This is a genomic window from Novosphingobium sp. UBA6272, from assembly GCF_002440635.1.
GTDB lineage: Bacteria > Pseudomonadota > Alphaproteobacteria > Sphingomonadales > Sphingomonadaceae > Novosphingobium.
This window is the reverse complement of record NZ_DJUW01000030.1, coordinates 59934-75600: the sequence shown is the minus strand read 5'-3', so window position 1 is coordinate 75600 and position 15667 is coordinate 59934. Positions and strand designations below refer to the sequence as shown.

20 protein-coding genes and 1 pseudogene are annotated in these 15667 nt (G+C 62.4%); 4 read left to right on the top strand and 17 right to left on the bottom strand.

Going from position 1 to position 15667, the window contains the following annotated elements:
- Nucleotides 1-1090: pseudogene (locus B2V17_RS14610) on the top strand (helicase); the annotation flags it as partial.
- A gap of 131 nt (nucleotides 1091-1221) precedes the next feature.
- Here the strand turns inward: B2V17_RS14610 and B2V17_RS14605 are convergent.
- Both B2V17_RS14605 and B2V17_RS14600 read right to left on the bottom strand, forming a co-directional pair.
- Nucleotides 1222-1605 (bottom strand): CopG family transcriptional regulator, encoded by a 384-nt coding sequence (locus tag B2V17_RS14605; protein WP_292998897.1) that lies wholly within the window; start codon nucleotides 1603-1605, stop codon nucleotides 1222-1224.
- A gap of 20 nt (nucleotides 1606-1625) precedes the next feature.
- Nucleotides 1626-3614: a conjugal transfer protein TraG gene (locus B2V17_RS14600; protein WP_120220323.1), complete on the bottom strand. Its 1989-nt coding sequence runs from the start codon at nucleotides 3612-3614 to the stop codon at nucleotides 1626-1628.
- Nucleotides 3615-3829: 215 nt separating this feature from the next.
- Here B2V17_RS14600 and B2V17_RS14595 point away from each other — a divergent pair, with 215 nt between their 5' ends.
- Nucleotides 3830-4027, top strand: a complete 198-nt coding sequence (locus tag B2V17_RS14595) for a hypothetical protein (protein ID WP_172595042.1) — start codon at nucleotides 3830-3832, stop codon at nucleotides 4025-4027.
- Nucleotides 4027-4317, top strand: coding sequence for a hypothetical protein (locus B2V17_RS14590; protein ID WP_120220327.1), 291 nt, complete (start codon nucleotides 4027-4029; stop codon nucleotides 4315-4317). Before B2V17_RS14595 ends, B2V17_RS14590 begins: the two co-directional genes overlap by 1 nt.
- Here B2V17_RS14590 and B2V17_RS14585 read toward each other — a convergent pair.
- The 10 genes from B2V17_RS14585 to B2V17_RS14545 form a co-directional block, all read right to left on the bottom strand.
- Nucleotides 4310-6049: a relaxase/mobilization nuclease domain-containing protein gene (locus tag B2V17_RS14585; protein WP_292998893.1), complete on the bottom strand. Its 1740-nt coding sequence runs from the start codon at nucleotides 6047-6049 to the stop codon at nucleotides 4310-4312. The genes B2V17_RS14590 and B2V17_RS14585 overlap by 8 nt on opposite strands.
- Nucleotides 6050-6296: 247 nt before the next feature.
- Nucleotides 6297-6956, bottom strand: coding sequence for a lytic transglycosylase domain-containing protein (locus B2V17_RS14580; RefSeq protein ID WP_414690819.1), 660 nt, complete (start codon nucleotides 6954-6956; stop codon nucleotides 6297-6299).
- 45 nt (nucleotides 6957-7001) lie between these two features.
- The gene (locus B2V17_RS14575) at nucleotides 7002-7331 is read right to left on the bottom strand and encodes a DUF736 domain-containing protein (protein ID WP_120220333.1); all 330 of its coding nucleotides are present in this window, start codon (nucleotides 7329-7331) and stop codon (nucleotides 7002-7004) included.
- A 3-nt stretch (nucleotides 7332-7334) separates the two neighbouring features.
- Entirely contained in the window at nucleotides 7335-7913 is a 579-nt protein-coding gene (locus B2V17_RS14570) for a S26 family signal peptidase (protein ID WP_292998890.1), read from the bottom strand.
- On the bottom strand, nucleotides 7910-8449 hold the full coding sequence (locus B2V17_RS14565; protein ID WP_292998888.1) for a DUF2840 domain-containing protein: 540 nt from the start codon (nucleotides 8447-8449) through the stop codon (nucleotides 7910-7912). Before B2V17_RS14565 ends, B2V17_RS14570 begins: the two co-directional genes overlap by 4 nt.
- Before the next feature lie 146 nt (nucleotides 8450-8595).
- Nucleotides 8596-9489 carry a replication initiator protein A gene (locus B2V17_RS14560; RefSeq protein ID WP_292998886.1) on the bottom strand — a complete coding sequence of 298 codons (894 nt, stop codon included), beginning with the start codon at nucleotides 9487-9489 and terminating at the stop codon, nucleotides 8596-8598.
- Nucleotides 9490-9498: 9 nt separating this feature from the next.
- Complete coding sequence (locus tag B2V17_RS14555) at nucleotides 9499-9771, bottom strand: helix-turn-helix transcriptional regulator (RefSeq protein ID WP_066479195.1); 273 nt, start codon at nucleotides 9769-9771, stop codon at nucleotides 9499-9501.
- Between the two features lie 131 nt (nucleotides 9772-9902).
- A complete protein-coding gene (locus B2V17_RS14550) occupies nucleotides 9903-10457 on the bottom strand; it encodes a DUF2285 domain-containing protein (protein WP_292998881.1) in 555 nt (184 codons plus the stop codon).
- The gene (locus B2V17_RS16550; protein WP_414690818.1) at nucleotides 10348-10677 is read right to left on the bottom strand and encodes a transcriptional regulator domain-containing protein; all 330 of its coding nucleotides are present in this window, start codon (nucleotides 10675-10677) and stop codon (nucleotides 10348-10350) included. Before B2V17_RS16550 ends, B2V17_RS14550 begins: the two co-directional genes overlap by 110 nt.
- Nucleotides 10678-10833: 156 nt before the next feature.
- On the bottom strand, nucleotides 10834-11100 hold the full coding sequence (locus B2V17_RS14545; RefSeq protein WP_292998879.1) for a DNA -binding domain-containing protein: 267 nt from the start codon (nucleotides 11098-11100) through the stop codon (nucleotides 10834-10836).
- Between the two features lie 218 nt (nucleotides 11101-11318).
- Between B2V17_RS14545 and B2V17_RS14540 the strand changes: the two genes are divergently transcribed.
- Nucleotides 11319-11546: a helix-turn-helix domain-containing protein gene (locus tag B2V17_RS14540; protein ID WP_120220345.1), complete on the top strand. Its 228-nt coding sequence runs from the start codon at nucleotides 11319-11321 to the stop codon at nucleotides 11544-11546.
- A 49-nt stretch (nucleotides 11547-11595) separates the two neighbouring features.
- On the opposite strand, the gene B2V17_RS14535 is transcribed toward B2V17_RS14540, so the two are convergent.
- The 5 genes from B2V17_RS14535 to B2V17_RS14515 form a co-directional block, all read right to left on the bottom strand.
- Nucleotides 11596-11916, bottom strand: coding sequence for a DUF736 domain-containing protein (locus tag B2V17_RS14535; protein ID WP_100868183.1), 321 nt, complete (start codon nucleotides 11914-11916; stop codon nucleotides 11596-11598).
- Nucleotides 11917-12528: 612 nt separating this feature from the next.
- Nucleotides 12529-12933, bottom strand: coding sequence for a hypothetical protein (locus B2V17_RS14530; RefSeq protein ID WP_120220347.1), 405 nt, complete (start codon nucleotides 12931-12933; stop codon nucleotides 12529-12531).
- 143 nt (nucleotides 12934-13076) lie between these two features.
- Nucleotides 13077-13241: a hypothetical protein gene (locus tag B2V17_RS14525; protein WP_172595044.1), complete on the bottom strand. Its 165-nt coding sequence runs from the start codon at nucleotides 13239-13241 to the stop codon at nucleotides 13077-13079.
- Between the two features lie 309 nt (nucleotides 13242-13550).
- Nucleotides 13551-14534: a YecA family protein gene (locus B2V17_RS14520; protein WP_292998876.1), complete on the bottom strand. Its 984-nt coding sequence runs from the start codon at nucleotides 14532-14534 to the stop codon at nucleotides 13551-13553.
- Nucleotides 14535-14608: 74 nt separating this feature from the next.
- The gene (locus B2V17_RS14515; protein WP_292998875.1) at nucleotides 14609-15520 is read right to left on the bottom strand and encodes a DUF2493 domain-containing protein; all 912 of its coding nucleotides are present in this window, start codon (nucleotides 15518-15520) and stop codon (nucleotides 14609-14611) included.
- Nucleotides 15521-15667 lie beyond the last annotated feature (147 nt).

The following is a 15667-nucleotide window of genomic DNA, read 5'->3' as shown; positions in this document are numbered from 1 at the left end:
CACGAGCGCGGACGCTAACGAAGGTTCGCAGGGCTTTGTGTTGGTCGTTCCCAGTCGTGTCGTTGAGTTCGACGATCAGGCAAATTTGATCAACGCCCATTGGATGACGCTCCAATCGATCTTTTCCCAAAGCGATCAGTGTCTGGTGATCGACGATCCGACAACGGCGCTGCTGGATAGGATACACGAAGGAACGATTGATCATGGGATGCCTGCATACCTGCTGAGTAGGTTGCCAGCGCCAGCAGACGACGGTGGTGACGCCCCATTGAGAACGCTGCTTAGCCGTTCCTTCGCAGCGTTCCGAGCGCGGAAACGCGGTGACGAAGAGTGGATTGAAAGCCGCATCGCATCCGCGTTTGCTGCAAGGAAGCAACTTGAACCACCTGAAGCAGATCAATGGCTTGACCAAGTGTCGGGTCTAACGGGTGTGTCCGTTGGCACACTCCGTGAGATTTGTGTCATTTTTGATGATCAGCAGCATAGCGCGAGCACAATAGCCGCAGTTGAAGCCTTGCTCGCATGGCTGAATCAGAAGCCCGCAAAGCTGCTCGAACTGGTTCGGCCTGAGAACGTTCAGGGGCTGTTTGGGGGCGCATATGAAAGGCTGGTGACTGACGATCAGCGGGGTCGGCATGCGCTTCCCGTGATCGAAGCGATGCTGAAACGATGGTTAGTGGGCGAGCCTCTGAATATGATTGAGACGGCATATCCCGGCGGCGGCGATCCCGAGAAGTGCGAATACTCTCGGCACTTCGTACTGCGCGTTGTGCCTGACTTGGCATTCCTAGCTGGATTGCCGGCGCGCATACTGATCGCCCGGAATGCCAAGGACGGAATTGAAGCCCCCATCCGATCTGTCCTCACAACGCTAAGTGGAGCGGTACGTGAAGGATGTGACAGTCCAGAGTGCCTAGCAGTACGCAAAAACGCTGGCTCGTCCGTGTCGAGGCCAGCGGCGCGCGGGCTGTATGATCAAATTGCTAGATCGATTCCCATAGGCGAAGAAAGCGAAGATTTTGAGGCAACGTTGGACCGGGTGCGAGCAGCTTGGGCGATTTTGGCATTCGATGATCTGGACAAACTATAGCATTTTGATGCGTGACCCGCACTACGGTTAAGTCGCCCTGACAATGTCGCCCGCTGCATCGAACAGGATGGGCGAATGGAATCTCACTGTGAGTTCGTCCGCAAAAGCGGACTTTCCGGACCGTCCGCAACTTAGACTTTGCGATCGGCACGGCTCGTCACATCTGCAAGCTTCGGTCCGAACTCCATCTTCCGCGCCAAGGCTTCGACAAAGCCCTCGAACCGCTCCTTGCCCTGCGCCTGGGCTGCGGGCCGAGCCGCATCCGGAAGCGCCGGGTTGGCGGTCAGCCAGAACCGCACGAACAGCGCCAACGCCTCAGAATTCAGTTCGGCCCGGTAATCCAGCTTGTCGAGTTGACGCACGACCTTGTCCATCCGCCGGCTGAACGCCGCTTCCATGCGTTCAGAGCCGTCTGGCGACAGAAACGAGTTCAAGGCTGTCTCGACGACCTGCGCCTGTGTGACACGCTTGCGCCGGGCGTAGTCGGCTAGCCGGTCGGCGAGATCGGGCGGCAAGCGGAAGGTATGCTTTGATTTCACAGCGCTATTCCGTCACCGGGATCGAGCGAGGCTTGGCGGGCGCGGCGAGCCATGTCGATGCGCAGTCGTTCGGCGCGCGCGGCATCATCAGATCCCTTGGCCTGGTCGCCAAAGTCGAATTCGGCAGAACGTTCGTTTCCCTTCTTCGGCACTATATCGACATGCGCCGGGATCTCCGGCTCACGGCGGATGCCGCTATTGGCAGCATCATCGTGGGCCTCAGCTTTGCGCTTCTTCTTTGGCGTCGGCTTGATTGCCGGCAGCGCACTCCAGTCGTCAGACTTCGCAGAATTACGCTTCGATGTTCCGGATCCCGGTGGCGGCAGAATGCGTGCCTGCAATCTCGGGTCAGCATAATAGCGCGCCTTCTTGGCCTTTATCGGCGGCGAGCCGGACAGCATCACGATCTCGTCGGTATCGGGAAGCTGCAAGATTTCGCCCTGGGTGAGCAGCGGACGCGAAGTTTCCGAGCGTGAAATCATCAGATGTCCGAGCCAAGGCGACAGCCGGTGTCCGGCATAGTTGCGCATTGAGCGCTGCTCGGTCGCGGTCCCCAGCGATTCCGAAACCCGCTTGGCGGTTCCCTCGTCGTTGGTCGCGAACGCCACACGAACATGGCAGTTGTCGAGGATTGCGTTGTTCTTGCCATAGGCGCGCTCGATCTGATTGAGCGACTGCGCGATCAGGAACGACTTGAGGCCGTAGCCCGCCATGAATGCCAGCGCGCTTTCGAAAAAGTCGAGCCTCCCCAAGGCAGGGAACTCGTCGAGCATCATCAGCAATCGGTGGCGCTGCGTCTTAGGTGATAGTTCTTCGGTAAGCCTGCGCCCTATCTGGTTGAGGATCAGGCGGATCAGCGGCTTGGTCCGGCTGATGTCGGACGGTGGCACCACGAGGTAGAGCGTTGCGGGCCGCTTGGCTTCGACCAGATCGGCGATCCGCCAGTCCGAGCATTTGGTGACCTCGGCGATGACCGGATCTCGGTAAAGCCCGAGATAGGACATCGCGGTCGAGAGCACCCCGGACCGCTCGTTGTCGGACTTGTTCAGCAATTCGCGCGCGGCACTGGCTACCACCGGATGCGGGCCAGCCTCGCCCAAGTGCGCGGTTGCCATCATCGCATCGAGCGTGTCTTCGATCGTTCGTCCGGGATCGGAGAGGAACGCCGCGACCCCGGCGAGGGTCTTGTTGCGCTCAGCATAGAGTACATGGAGGATTGCCCCCACCAGTAGGGCGTGGCTGGTCTTCTCCCAATGGTTACGCTTCTCGAGGCTGCCCTCGGGATCGACCAGGATGTCGGCGATGTTCTGGACATCGCGCACTTCGCTGATCCCGCGGCGCACTTCGAGCAGCGGATTGTAATGCGCCGAAGCAAGGTTGGTGGGGTCGAAAAGGAGCGTGCGGCTGAAACTTGCGCGAAATCCGGCGGTCAGGGTCCAGTTTTCGCCTTTGATATCGTGGACGATCGCCGATCCGGGCCACGTCAGCAGCGTCGGGATGACGAGGCCGACGCCTTTGCCTGAGCGGGTCGGCGCGAAGCAAAGCACATGTTCGGGACCATCATGGCGCAGATAGTTGTTCTGGAATTTGCCGAGCACGACGCCGGTTTCGGACAGGAGGCCGATGCGCTTGATGTCGGCGCGCTCGGCCCAGCGTGCTGAGCCATAGGTCTTGGCATTGCTGCTTTCGCGGCCGCGCCAGACCGACATGGCGATGGCAACCACGATCGCCACGAACCCGCCCGACGTCGCGATCATCCCGCCGTGATCGAAGACTTCCGGCGCATAGGCATCGTAGGAGAACCACCACCAGAAGAGGTCATAGGGCCGATAGACCGGGTGACCGAAGACGGAGAACCAGGGCGCGCCCAGTTCGGGCTGGAAGCCAAGCGCTGAAGCCGTCCACTGCGTCGCGGCCCAGACGCTCGCCAGGATGATGATGAAGACGGCCAGCACCTGGCCCCAGAGGATCTTCGCGGCAGACAATGACCAGGCTCCTTCCCGTTTCGGCGGGCATGTCGGCGGTGCAGTTGCGGAATTGCAAGCCTCTGGCTGTGGCGGTCGCAGCATGGCGGATGATCGGAAGGGCTGGCGGGAGCGGGATAGCGGCAGTCAGCCTCCCGTCGAAAGCTTGAAGAACATAAATAGAACGATTATCGTTCCAGCCTTGCCGATTCGGCTTTGCGACAGGAATGAAGACTATGCAGCACGACCCGGCGCTGCGCGAAGCCGCGCGCGCGATCTACGAAAGCGTCTACCCAGGCGAAGAATGGACTCCCGTGCCATTCCCCGAAGCCGAGAAGTACGGGACTGTCCATTACCGCAATGCCGTAGCCGCCGCACTCCGCGCCGATGCCTGCCTCAACGGCGATTGCGACCGGCAACTGGCGATGCTGTGATGAAGGTACGGATCGATGATGTCGAATTGGCCCGCGCGATCGGTGTCGGGCTGGCGGTCACCGGCAAGCGCGGACAAAGCAAGGATCATGCGGTCAGCATTCTGCGCCAGCTCGCGCCATACGCCCTGTTTCGGGAAGCCGGTTCGGCGGAGCTCATGTCGAGTTCCGTGCCGCTGTTCCCGGATGACTTCGGAATCGTGCGAGCAGAACTTGCCTATGCCGAAAGCGAAACGCAGCGGCGCGAGCAGCGGAGACACTTCGACTGGCCGGTGCGCCTGATCGTCAAATAGAAATCCCGCGACTTCGGCCAAGTGTCCACTCAATCCCGCCACCGCTCTTGATGGTGCCCATCACCTGCTCGCCCAGATGCCTGTCGAGTGAAGGCTTCCAGGGCACGAGTTCGAATCCATGGGCATGCTCGATCATGGCGAAGCGACCCGAGACGAGCTTGATCCGCTCGCGGTAGACTCCTTTCACGCGCTCGCCTTCCTCGCTGGGCACATGGTCAAGCCCGGTGCGGTGGGCGATGGCGGCTACGGCGCCGGTGAGCTCGCGGTCGCGCAGGGTCGCGATGAGATCGCGGGCGAGGATGATCCGTGTCCCGTGCTGCTTGGCCAGACCGTCGCGGGCGAGATGCTCGGCGCGCGCGATCTTGGCCTGCTCGACTTCGGCGCCAAACCCGCTACCAGTGATGAGCGGCTCCGCCGCGACCAACTGACGGTCAAGCCAGGTCGCACCGCTCGCCGCCACCTGGTCGCCGAGTGCCAGATCCGAGCGCAGTGCCAGAGATTGCTGGCGGCGTCCCCGATTGTCATCCCACGATCTCAGCTCCACGATCGCACCGGGTTCGGCATCGCCCGTTGCTTCAAGTTCCGGAAGCTTCAGATGATGGATGCGGCCATCGACACCATCGACGATCGCATAGGCTTCGCCCGTGAGCTCATCGAACAACCCGCGTTCTACCAGCCTGCCGATGACGGGATTGTCGGGAGCGTCCTGATGCATCGCAAAGCGCCCGGTCTCGGCGCTGCCAATCTGGCGCGCCATGGCGCGGTGCATGGTCTTGATGATATCGCCGCGCTCGCCCAGCGCGCGCAGCTTGCCCTCAAGATCGCTGCCGAGAGTCCAGCACGCCGGGCCGTGCGCGTCCGCCAGCCCGAGCCGTTCGAGCGCTGTGGCCCTGCCGATCAGCAATGCGCGATCAGAACGCGCGTGACCGGTTGGGTCCGGCCGCAGGTCGATGAGGCCGCAATCGTCCTGAAGGCGTTGCAGACTGCGGTCGAGACTGGTCCAGCGCTCGGCGCTGACCTCGCGGCGCAGGGCCTGTGCGATTTCCCGTTCGGTGCGGCGACCGAGTTCGGCTGTGACCCGTTCCTCCGCGCGGCCGCGCATCCCTTCGCGGATATAGTCGCGGTCGATGACCAGGTTCTGGCCATCGTCGGCCTTGCCGCGCACCAGGATGTGGATGTGCGGGTTGTCAGTGTTCCAATGATCGACAGCTACCCAGTCGAGCCGCGTGCCAAGGTCATGCGCCATGTCGTCCATCAACTCGCGGGTGAAGGCGCGCAGGTCTTCCATCTCGGCGGCATCCTCGGGCGAGACGATGAACCGGAAGTGGTGCCGGTCATCCTCGCAGCGTTCGGCGAAGAGTTCGCCATCGGCGCTGTCGCTGTCCGCATCGAACAGTCGGCCTTCGCTTCCCTCGCGGTCAACGCCGTCGCGCTTGAGATAGGTGAGATGGCGGGCGAGCGGAGCAGCGCGAAAATGAGCGCCCTTCTGACGCACCACGCGCGCCTTGATGATCACCCGGCGCTGGGTTCGTGATCGGCGCATCGCCAGCGCGGCGCTGCGACCTCGACCTGATCGACCGGTGCCGCGACCGACACGCCGCCCGAGCGAGGAGTATCCCGCCCGCTTCGAGACCTGGAGAACCCGCCCGACGAGCGACTTGGCCTTCTGGCCCGACGGTCGTCCGCGATCACGAACACGACCTGGCCTCACTTCGAAATCGTCCTCGCTCACAGGAAAAGTGATCTCCGGGCAGGGGATGGCTGCGAAATTGGCGGTATTGCGCGAGTTTGAGTGCACGATGCCAGCAGGCCAAAAAAGTGGGTGGCGCTTGGAGCCAAGGATTTCTGCACCTCACAACCCCCACAGCCAGCCGTTCCTTTATCTCGCCATCCTCCTGACCTTTCTCCCTTCACGGCCCACTTTCCGCACATTTGCGCGCCAATCCACGCCATGACGCGCCAGAGGACGAAAGTGGCAATCACTGCATCCGGCTCCCCGAAACGGGGGCGAAGAGGCCGCGGAGAGGACGGGGAGAAGCAGGTGGCGCAGCCGCCGTACCTTCTCCGATGTCCGCGCCCGGCGCTGCCTCGGTCGCACCTGATCGTGCGGCAAAGAGTCCGCTTTGCGTCCATGCGATGCGCAAGGGTTGCCCGGGCGATGCACTGGCGACGACAGTCGCCGTGCTGCCAGGCTGCAACATTGGTGCGATCTTGGCTACGTAGGCGCGAGTTTCGGCGGGAAGCGCGCGACCGCCATCCCGCCATTGTTCGTAGCGGCCCGGCCCGGCATTATAGGCTGCGAGCATGCCTGAAGTGCCGTAACTGTCGTACATCTCGCGAAGGTAGGAAGCGCCAGCAATGATGTTGTCGCGCGGGTTGAACGGGTCACTGCCCAGCCCGAACCGGGCGCGTTGCCGCGCCCAGGTTCCGGGCATCAACTGCATCAGACCCATTGCGCCTGCTGACGAGACCGCACCGATCCGGCCCGCGCTTTCGGTGCGCATCACGGCGTAGATCCATTGTTCCGGGATGCCGAAGCGCTGCGAGGCCTCGGCGACGTGCGCAGCAATGTCGACGGTGCGGCGCTGCATTTGTTCGGCGGCAACCTGCCCAAAGGCAGGCGCGCCGCCGAACAGCACGAGCGCAGCCAGAGCGAGGCGGAGCGAGCTTGGCCAGCGCATTGCTCAATCCGCCTTTTCGCGGCGGGACGGGCGCGACCAGACCAGGACGTGGGCATTGCCTTCGTCGCTGAACAGGTTGCCGCGCAACGGCTGCACGAAGCTCGGATCGTCGATCTGGAGGCTGACATAATCGCCTGCCTTTTCGCCAACCTGCTTCCAGCCTGCACCGACCTCGCGCGCCTCGTCGTCCGATCCTGCAATGACACGGTAGTCTGGCGCGTTCTCGCTGTCCGATGGGTCTGCCGGGACGAGGACAAGATCGATGTCGAGCGTCAGCGTGTGTAGATGCCCGGCATAGCCGCCATCGGCGGCAATAAATGTTCCAATACGCATGGGTCAGTCTCCTTCGTTGGTGGTGGGGGAAAGCTCGCTGGCGCGGGGATCGGCGAACCAGACATGGTCGCCATCGCCCGCTTCGTCGGTCCAAACGGGCGTCGCGCGACCGATCACATCGGCCATGCGGAGCACGCCGAAGTATCGCCCGTCGAAGCTGTCGGGGGCCGCCGGGTTCATCACGAACAGCTCGCCGCTGCGCAGCTCGTGGCAACCAGACCAGGCGGGCAGTGGCCGACCGAGACGGTCGCGTGCACGAGCCGCGCCGACGTAGTCGCCGTCGATGGTCACGCCATGCGCGAAGCGGCAGATGCGCTGACCGCTGACGGCGGCAACGCGCTTGATGAGAGGCACGCCGCTCGGAAGGTAATCCCGCTCGGCGAGCAAGTGGCGAAGCGCGGGCGGCGGTTCGATTGCAACCCGCTCGCCGACATGCAGGCTAGCCTTGCTGCGGATGGCGTAGAGCCCAGTCGGCACCGAGGCAGTCGCGTTCCACACCGCGTGACTCGAGACCGGCACGATCAGCGTCGCGAGTGTGGCGGCGGCTACGACGCCAGCCAGGACGAAACGCCGCCGGATCATGACAGCAGCGCCTTGCGCTGGAGCCAGGCGCGGTGGCGCGCGGGGCTGTAGTCGCGCGGCACTTCGCGGCCCGCCATGCGGTTGTGGACGTGCCGCCAATGATCGGGCGCGACCTCGCAAGGGTCGATGCCCGCTGCCTCGATTGCGTCGATCAGGCGAAAGACCTGCGTGACCTTGGGCCAGCCATGGACCGACAGCAGCAGTTCGCCACCGGGATCGACCTGCATGATCCGGGTGCAAGGTTCACCCACTCTGACAGCGCGCACGATGTCGAGCGTCGAGCGGACAGTACCATAATCATTGGATGCCCAGCGCACCAAGGCGAACACCTGGCCCGCAGCGTAGCTCTCGATCCGCTCGCTGCGACTGACGATCCGCTCAGCGACCGGTTTGCCGAATTTGAGCCAGTCTTCGCGCTGGCCTTCGCGCCAGACCAGCGTGACATGGGTGAGCAGCAGGCCATCGCTCAGCGTCGTTTCGGCCGGTCCGCGCGGTGGCGACGCGCCGTCTGTCCACAGACGCTCTGACGTTAGCAAGAATCCGAAGGATTCTTTGTTAGGATAGTTAAGGGCGAAATTCAGCGCAGATTTCTGCGGGTTTGCGGGCGATTCCGGTTCCCGATAGTCCGAACTTCGGGTTCCTGATCGTCCGAGTCCGGCGGTTCCTGATAGTCCGTGCTGCATCATGACATATCCACAGGGGAGCTGAGGTTGGAACGAAGCCCGACGCGCCGCATGGCGACGTCGAACGGATCGACGGGAGTGGCGACGAAGTTCAGCCGCTCGCGGCCGAGCGCGTGTTCGATCGCGAGCGTGTATCCGGGCAGCGCCTGCCGGCGCACGATGTCGCGCAACTCGAACGCGAAGCGTTTGGGCGGCGATAGCGCGCCGGACTTCAAATGCAGATGCTGGAAGTCGAAGCTCCAGCCCCCGCGCTGCTTGCCGCCGTGCTTGCGCACCAGACGGTAGAGCCAGCGCTCCAGCCCGCCGGTCAGCGCGAAATAATCCGGGTCGATGGTCAGCACGAGAGCCTGGTCGATCACGCCTTCGTAGAACCAGTCGGGCACGATCATTTCGATCCCGAGCGCACGGCCCGAACCATCGAGCCGCTCCTTCCATTCGTTGATCCAACTGAACCGGTGCCGCCGCCGTGCGTCACGCTGGCGGATTGAGGTCGCGATGGTGGTCGATTGCAGCCGGTCGAGACCGGCCTTCAGCCGCTCGTAGCTCGCCTTGCCGGTGCCGCGCCGGGTGAAGGCGAGAATTTCATGCGGGGTCGCGGCGATCAACCGCGAGGTCGGCCGCCCGGCATCGCGGGCTTCGACGATCTGGCTGGCGACCCAGATAAGGACATCGGCGTCCCAGATGGTCGCCATGCCGTGCTCAGCGGTAGCCTCGACCAGGATCGAGACTTCGCCCATCCGGAAATCGATCGGACGCACCCGCTTGGTCTTGGCTAGGCTGAAGAACGGCCAGGCCATCAGATCCTGCGCGTCGCGCGCGGCGATGTCGCCGCCCTGGCTGACGAACAGGTCGAGCTGCGCAGGCGCTGCTGGAAAGGCGGACATGCGGCGCATGGGTTCGCCTCAGCGCCGCACCGGCGGGGTGTAGCCATCGAGCCGCTTGGCGGGATGTACAATGCCCTTGCCGGGATCGCTGGTCGAACGGCGCAGGCCTTGTTCGGCCCAGGCGTCGAGATCGGTCACCGCATAGACGATCCGACCGCCAAGCTTGCGATAAACCGGGCCGGTCCCGAAGCAGCGGTGCTTTTCGAGCGTGCGGGCGGACAGGCCCAGATGCACGGCGGCATCGGGCGTCCGCAAAAAGCGGGCAGTGACGGGCGTGGGTCTGGCATCCATGGCAAGGCTCCGGCGAAAGGTGGCAGCGGCAGCGGGCTGTCGCTGGGGTTCGACGGGCATGGCGGAGAATTGGCGTGTGGACGGAGTGACAGAATGCGCACCTGCAATTTTGTCACCCCCTGGAATTCAGTTCAGCGGTGTAGAAGCAGCTTGCGATAACCGCTCAAGACCAGGCGGCGGGCGTCGGCGATCAGCCGGAGCACCTGCCGCCGCTCGCTCGATCCCTTCCAGACCGCTCCGGCAATTGGGCGATGGTTGGGCATGACGAGGCCGAAGGCGAGGTCGCGCGGCGAGGCTCCAGCCTCCAGCGCATCGTGGATGGCGAGGAACCGGGTGAAGCGGATGCGCTGGTTGCGGGTTGGGATCGTTGTAGGATCGAGATTGCAGCGAGCGCCGCGCGTCACCCGCTGCAAGCGAGCAGCCGCGGCAAGCCGCAGCACGCAGTTCGCGTCGCAGGGGATCGAGAAGGCCGGAACGGCCCGAGTGGGAACAAGGCGCACGCACAGGCGCAGCCGGGCGGTGCCTTGGGCATAGACGAGGTTGCGTTCGGCTATGCTGGCGGATTCAACCAGCGGCTCAGCGTCGGGCTGCAGCGGGATCACAAGACTCGGATCGGCCACTTCGACGATGACCACGTCGGGCGCCGCGTCCGGTGACCACAGCGCGGGGTGATCGCGCGGATTCAAAGCTGGATCGCTGGGGAAAGCAGAGGCCCCAACGCCGGGCAAGGCCCTCCTGTTCGTTGCTGGCTGTTTCCGGGGACTGGGCAATGCGTGCCTGGGTGTCGGCGTAATCGGCTTGGTATCCGCAGTTGCGATTCAGGAACTCCTGCGCGAAATCCGCGTAGTCGTGATCCCTATACTGATCTGCGGTCGATGGTGACCGCCAAGACGAACCACCGGACATAAAGACCCCTGCAAGGCACAGGCGAGAAGGCCAAGCATCAAGTCTTTTATTGCTATAGATAAGCCGCAAGTAACCAATGCTGCGGATGATTATGCAAGCGATTGTAGTAAATCGAGAGGCCCTACTTACGTAATACCCGCATTGCTGGCGGGAGATTCAGCGTTCTCTCGATTTATCAAGCAGATGCTTATAGCCGCGCTCCGTCATCCAGCGGGCGCGAGCCAAATGGCTGTCATGGACCTGCTGGGCACGTTCCGGCTCGGCGGCGGCATCCAGGCCAAACACCAAGGCGGCGACGTCAGTCCAGTCTGCACCTTCCTGTGCGGCATCAAGTATCCGTAAATACGTGACAAAATGGCGCTCGTCATATGCCGTGATGCGATCATCGGCAGGCGCGCGGTCCTCGAAAGGCGGTATCGTCATGGGCCGAGCCTTTGCTTCGACTCGATTTGCATACCGTTACACATAGCACGAAGCCTGTCCGATATGGCGATATTCGTGTTTATGCAACTTCGTGCAGGTCGGTGTGCTCCAATTTGCATAACTGATCTCAAATGCCAAATGGCTGATCTCGCTCAATTAGCTATCGCGTAGAGTATACTCCGTGGTTAAATACTCTGCAACGGTGGTCTGTCCGTGCAATGAAATTGCGCGAGGTCCTTGCCACCAATCTGAAACGCCTTCGTCTTGCGGCCGGACTGTCGCAGGAAGAGCTCGCCTACCGCGCCGACATCGATCGCACCTATGTCAGCAGCCTCGAACGAGGTCGCTACAGCGCCTCGATCGATATGCTCGAGAGCCTGTCTGTCGCATTGGACATCGAACCTTCCGAACTTCTCGTCAAAGCGCCCGCCCGTAGCGCGGACTGAACACACCGAAGCCCCGCCCGGCAGGTGCCGGGCGGGGCGGGCGTTCCGTTCAGTCGCCGTTGGTGCGGCGCGCGCGGGACCAGATCAGGTTGTAGGACTTGCCGTCTTCGTCGTCGAACAGGTTGGCGAAGATCGGGGCAGTGAAGCTGGGATCGTCGAGCTTGACCGAGAGATAGTCGCGGCCTTCGTTCGAGGTCTTGGTCCAGGCGGCGCCGATTTCCGCGCGGCCGACGAAGACCCGGTGCGACGGAGCGTTTTCGTTGTCGCTGGCTTCGGGGACGATGCGGACGTTCTTCTGCTGCACCGACATGGTGACGATCTCGCCCTTGTATTCGTTGCCGGTCTTGGTGAAAGTTCCGATGTTGGCCATGATGCATTCCTTCAAGTAGGTCGAACCCGCGCCCATCGCGGCCTCGATGGCTGGTTGAAGGCAGGGGCTTGTGCCCGCTGCACCGGCACGGCCGGAACGGAGTGAAGGACGGCGGCAAGGCGGCTTTCTTGCCCCGCGAGGAATGGGCGGCACGCCCAGGGGAAGAAAGTCGGAGCAGACACCGTTGCAGCAAGGGATCAAGCGGCGCAGCCATCCCCTGCCAACCAAAGCCATTGAAGAGGCGGCATTGGGCTCGGGTCGCACTTGAGCCAGGAACTCATGGCTCTCCCGGACTGCCTGACCGGACAACACAGGGGCAGTAATTGATCGCCAGTTGCAGCAGCACGCTGAATCCGCAGACCCGGAAGCACAACGGAGCATAGCCGCCATTGCCGGACTTTGCGCTTCGCCGGAAAGCGCCGCTTGGACTCACAAACGAATGCCTCGCTACATCCGGGTCAAGCTTAACCCAGTAACCGCCCGATCAGCTCGATCACGACACCAACGACAAAGGACCACTCGCTGGACTCGTCACTGCCCCGTAACGGCCATTCTGACTGTGCCGCCCCGCCCGGCACCTGCCGGGCGGGGCTTCGGTGTGTTCAGTCCGCGCTACAGGCGGGCTCGGCTCCAATGCGTCCACGATGCTGCGGCTATGATTGCGGCACCGACCAGCGACACGGCGAGTTGCGATCCGCTGTGCGGCATTGTTGCAACCGCGATGCCGTGAACGGCGTGGTATCCGGCGATGGCGGCGGGCGCTGCAAAGGCGATCCCGATCGCCGCCCGCGTCAGGTCGGATTTGGCGTGGGCCATGGCGAGCTGCGCCACTGTCAGCAGAATGATCGCGGCAATAGCCGCGGCGGCGAGCGCAGCGACGATGCCGGCACCACCACGGTAGGTCGCAGATCCCGCAAGGAACGCGACGAATAGCGGCAGCGCGTGGATCGAGAGGCGGAAAAGCAGCGCGCAGATCAAAAAAACGGCGACGATAATCAGGGCAAAGCCGATCAGCATGGCGTCCTCCTTGAAGCCAAGGGCAAGGGACGCGCTCTCCCCCTCCACCGCAGCGCAATGTGCAGGCGAAGCATAGCAGACATGGTCGAAGGCCGGAATACCCGATGGCATCCGGCCATTTCGCCATGTGCGGGTTGGCGCGTTCAGGGATTGAACGGGTCATATTCGCGAACGATGCTGTCAGTATCGCCATCGAATTCGGCGGTGGGGACTGCGGCGTAGCCGTTACCGGCATGGAACAGGGTGACGCAGACCATCAGGGTGCGGGCGAGGCTCCAGGCGTGACGCTGTGCGATAGTGAGTGACATGTTCAAGCTCCTGTCTCGGAGCAGGGACCATCCCCGCTCGACAGGCCCCGGACAGACGGCGCAAAGCCGCAATCACCACGAAGGCGCAGCCGCGAGTGGCCGCACGCGCAGCGTAGCGGACCCTTCACGGGTTGATTGAAAGAGGCTTGGGGTCGGCCAGCGGATTGGCCTCAAAGAGCGGGGTGGCCCGCTTGACGGCAGACCTTCTAATTGATCAGCGAAGACTGCAGAGGGCTACAGCGCCGGGAAACCTGCGGCAAAAGGTGAGCACCTACACTACCGTTAGCAGTTCGCCGTCCACTATGATGACTAGACGGGATATTTTCGGGATGGTGCCGATGGATTGTCGCTGCGGCAATTTCGGTCGGAGAATTGCCGGGTGACCTCGGACGCGATGAACTGCGCGCCCATCAGGATGTGGCCGGTCTCGACGCGTCCTGGTGGCGGGGTATCGTAGCGGCTGGCCACGTAGGGTGGAAACAGTGCGACAACGCGCTGTATGCGGTCGAGGTCAAGTCCTGGCACGAGTCCGGCCAATCTGTTCGCAGCGGCCTTCAGGTCGTGTCCGATTGCCCGGCTTCGCAATTCGGCATCGGAAATGCCAAGAGCCGCCAGACCTGCTTTCAGGGCTAGTTCCGCACCGAGCAGGGCGCTTTGAACGGTTCCTCGAAAATCATATGCACTTGTCGCGGTTGCTGCGGCGGCTTCAAGTTGCGCATGTGATCGCCAGATAAGGTCCTGACCACGAGCATCGAGAGTTCTGCCGTGTCCGAATTCCTGCCATCCATATCCGAAATCGAGGATATCCGCCGCTTGATCGGTAAAGCGGTCGAGTTCTTCGGGGATAGAAGCCAGCCATTGCCTTTGGACATCATTCAAATCGATGAGCTTCCAAAAGTCGATGTGGGCTGTTCCGAAAGCGATAGGCGCATACAGACGGCAGAACATGTCGCGAAAAAGATAAGCGCCTAGATGCATTCCGCCGGACTGAAGTTCTTTGGGGATAAACAGGAGGTCACATAACTGGCGTGTCCGATCGACGATTGGTGGCGTACCTCGTCCCATCAGGATCGCGTGTATCCCAAATTCCTGAAGCGCTTTGCCGATATTCATGAGATGACGGGCGCTGGGTTCGAGACCTTCGGCTAGATGATGATCGTCCGCACGTTTCAGCGCGGCTAGAAGGTCCTGATCAGAAATTTCAAGGTGCGAGGACAGGCTATCGATCTTACCGCAACAGTGTTTGTTGCGCTTGCCGCTCCCACATGGGCATGGCGAATTGCGCGTAGTCATTGTCTTGAGAATTCCAAGAATGTGTTGAAGGTTCGCACCCTTTGCCGTTTAGCGCGTGAAGTCAGAACTTTCACTCATTCGATCGCCCAAACCGAAATCCCAAGCTTGCGCGCCTTATCGACCAGGTTGGCGTTGATGCCATTGCCCGGACAGGCGAGCACGGCCTTGGGTAGCGCTTCCAGCATCTGGTCGTTGCGGCGGAACGGCGCGGCCTTTTTGAACCGCACCCAGTCGGGCCGGAACGGAACGTGGGTGATGTTGCGATTGCGCGCCCAGAGCGAGGCGATGTGCTCACCGCCGGTCGGGTTGCCGCCGTGGAAAAGCACCATATCGGGATATTTGGCGAGTACCTTATCGAGCAGGGCCCAGATGCGGTTGTGATCCTGATAGGCGGGACCTGCGGTGAATGCGATGCGTGTGCCGGTGGGCAGCAGTGGTTCAGTTTCCGAACGGCGCTTGGCGGCGAGGAAATCGCGGCTGTCGATCATGCTGGCGGTCATCGTGCGGTGATTGACCAGCGAGCCGGTGCGGGGCGTCCAGGCCTTGCGGAAGTGTGTTTCGAACTGGTCGGCGGCGGCTTCGCGCAAGAACTCCATGGCGTTGCGGCGTTCGATCAGGCCGATGCCTTCGCGGGTCAGCTGTTCCAACTCGACTGACTTGACCTCCGAGCCGTCCTGTTCGCGCTGGCTGCGCTTCTGCGCGTCCTCGTTGTCGTCGAGATCGCGCTGGATCCGGCCCTGCGCGCGATGGAAGAGGTTGCCGAGTGACCAGCACAGGTCTTCCAGGTCTGACTCGAGCCTCGTGTCGATCATCGTGGAAATGAGGGCGTCAAACATGTCGGCGACGGCACCAGCTGCAACACGGTCGTCGGGAAGTGGCCGCGGGTCGGCTTCGTCTGAAAATGGGCGGTAGCCGTAGAGTGCGATTTCATCGAGGAGATGGGCGGTTGGCGACATCTCGTGTTCGGGTTCGAAAGGGTCGGTCATGGAATTGATCCTGGTTCCGCGTTGCCGGGCACCTTGCCCGGCCTTCATGCGATCCCTCTGACCGGCAGCCGTGAGGCTGCACCGGAACGGCCGAAGCAAAGCGGAGGATGGCGGGGAGCGGCTATTTTGCCTCGCGATGGAAAGGCG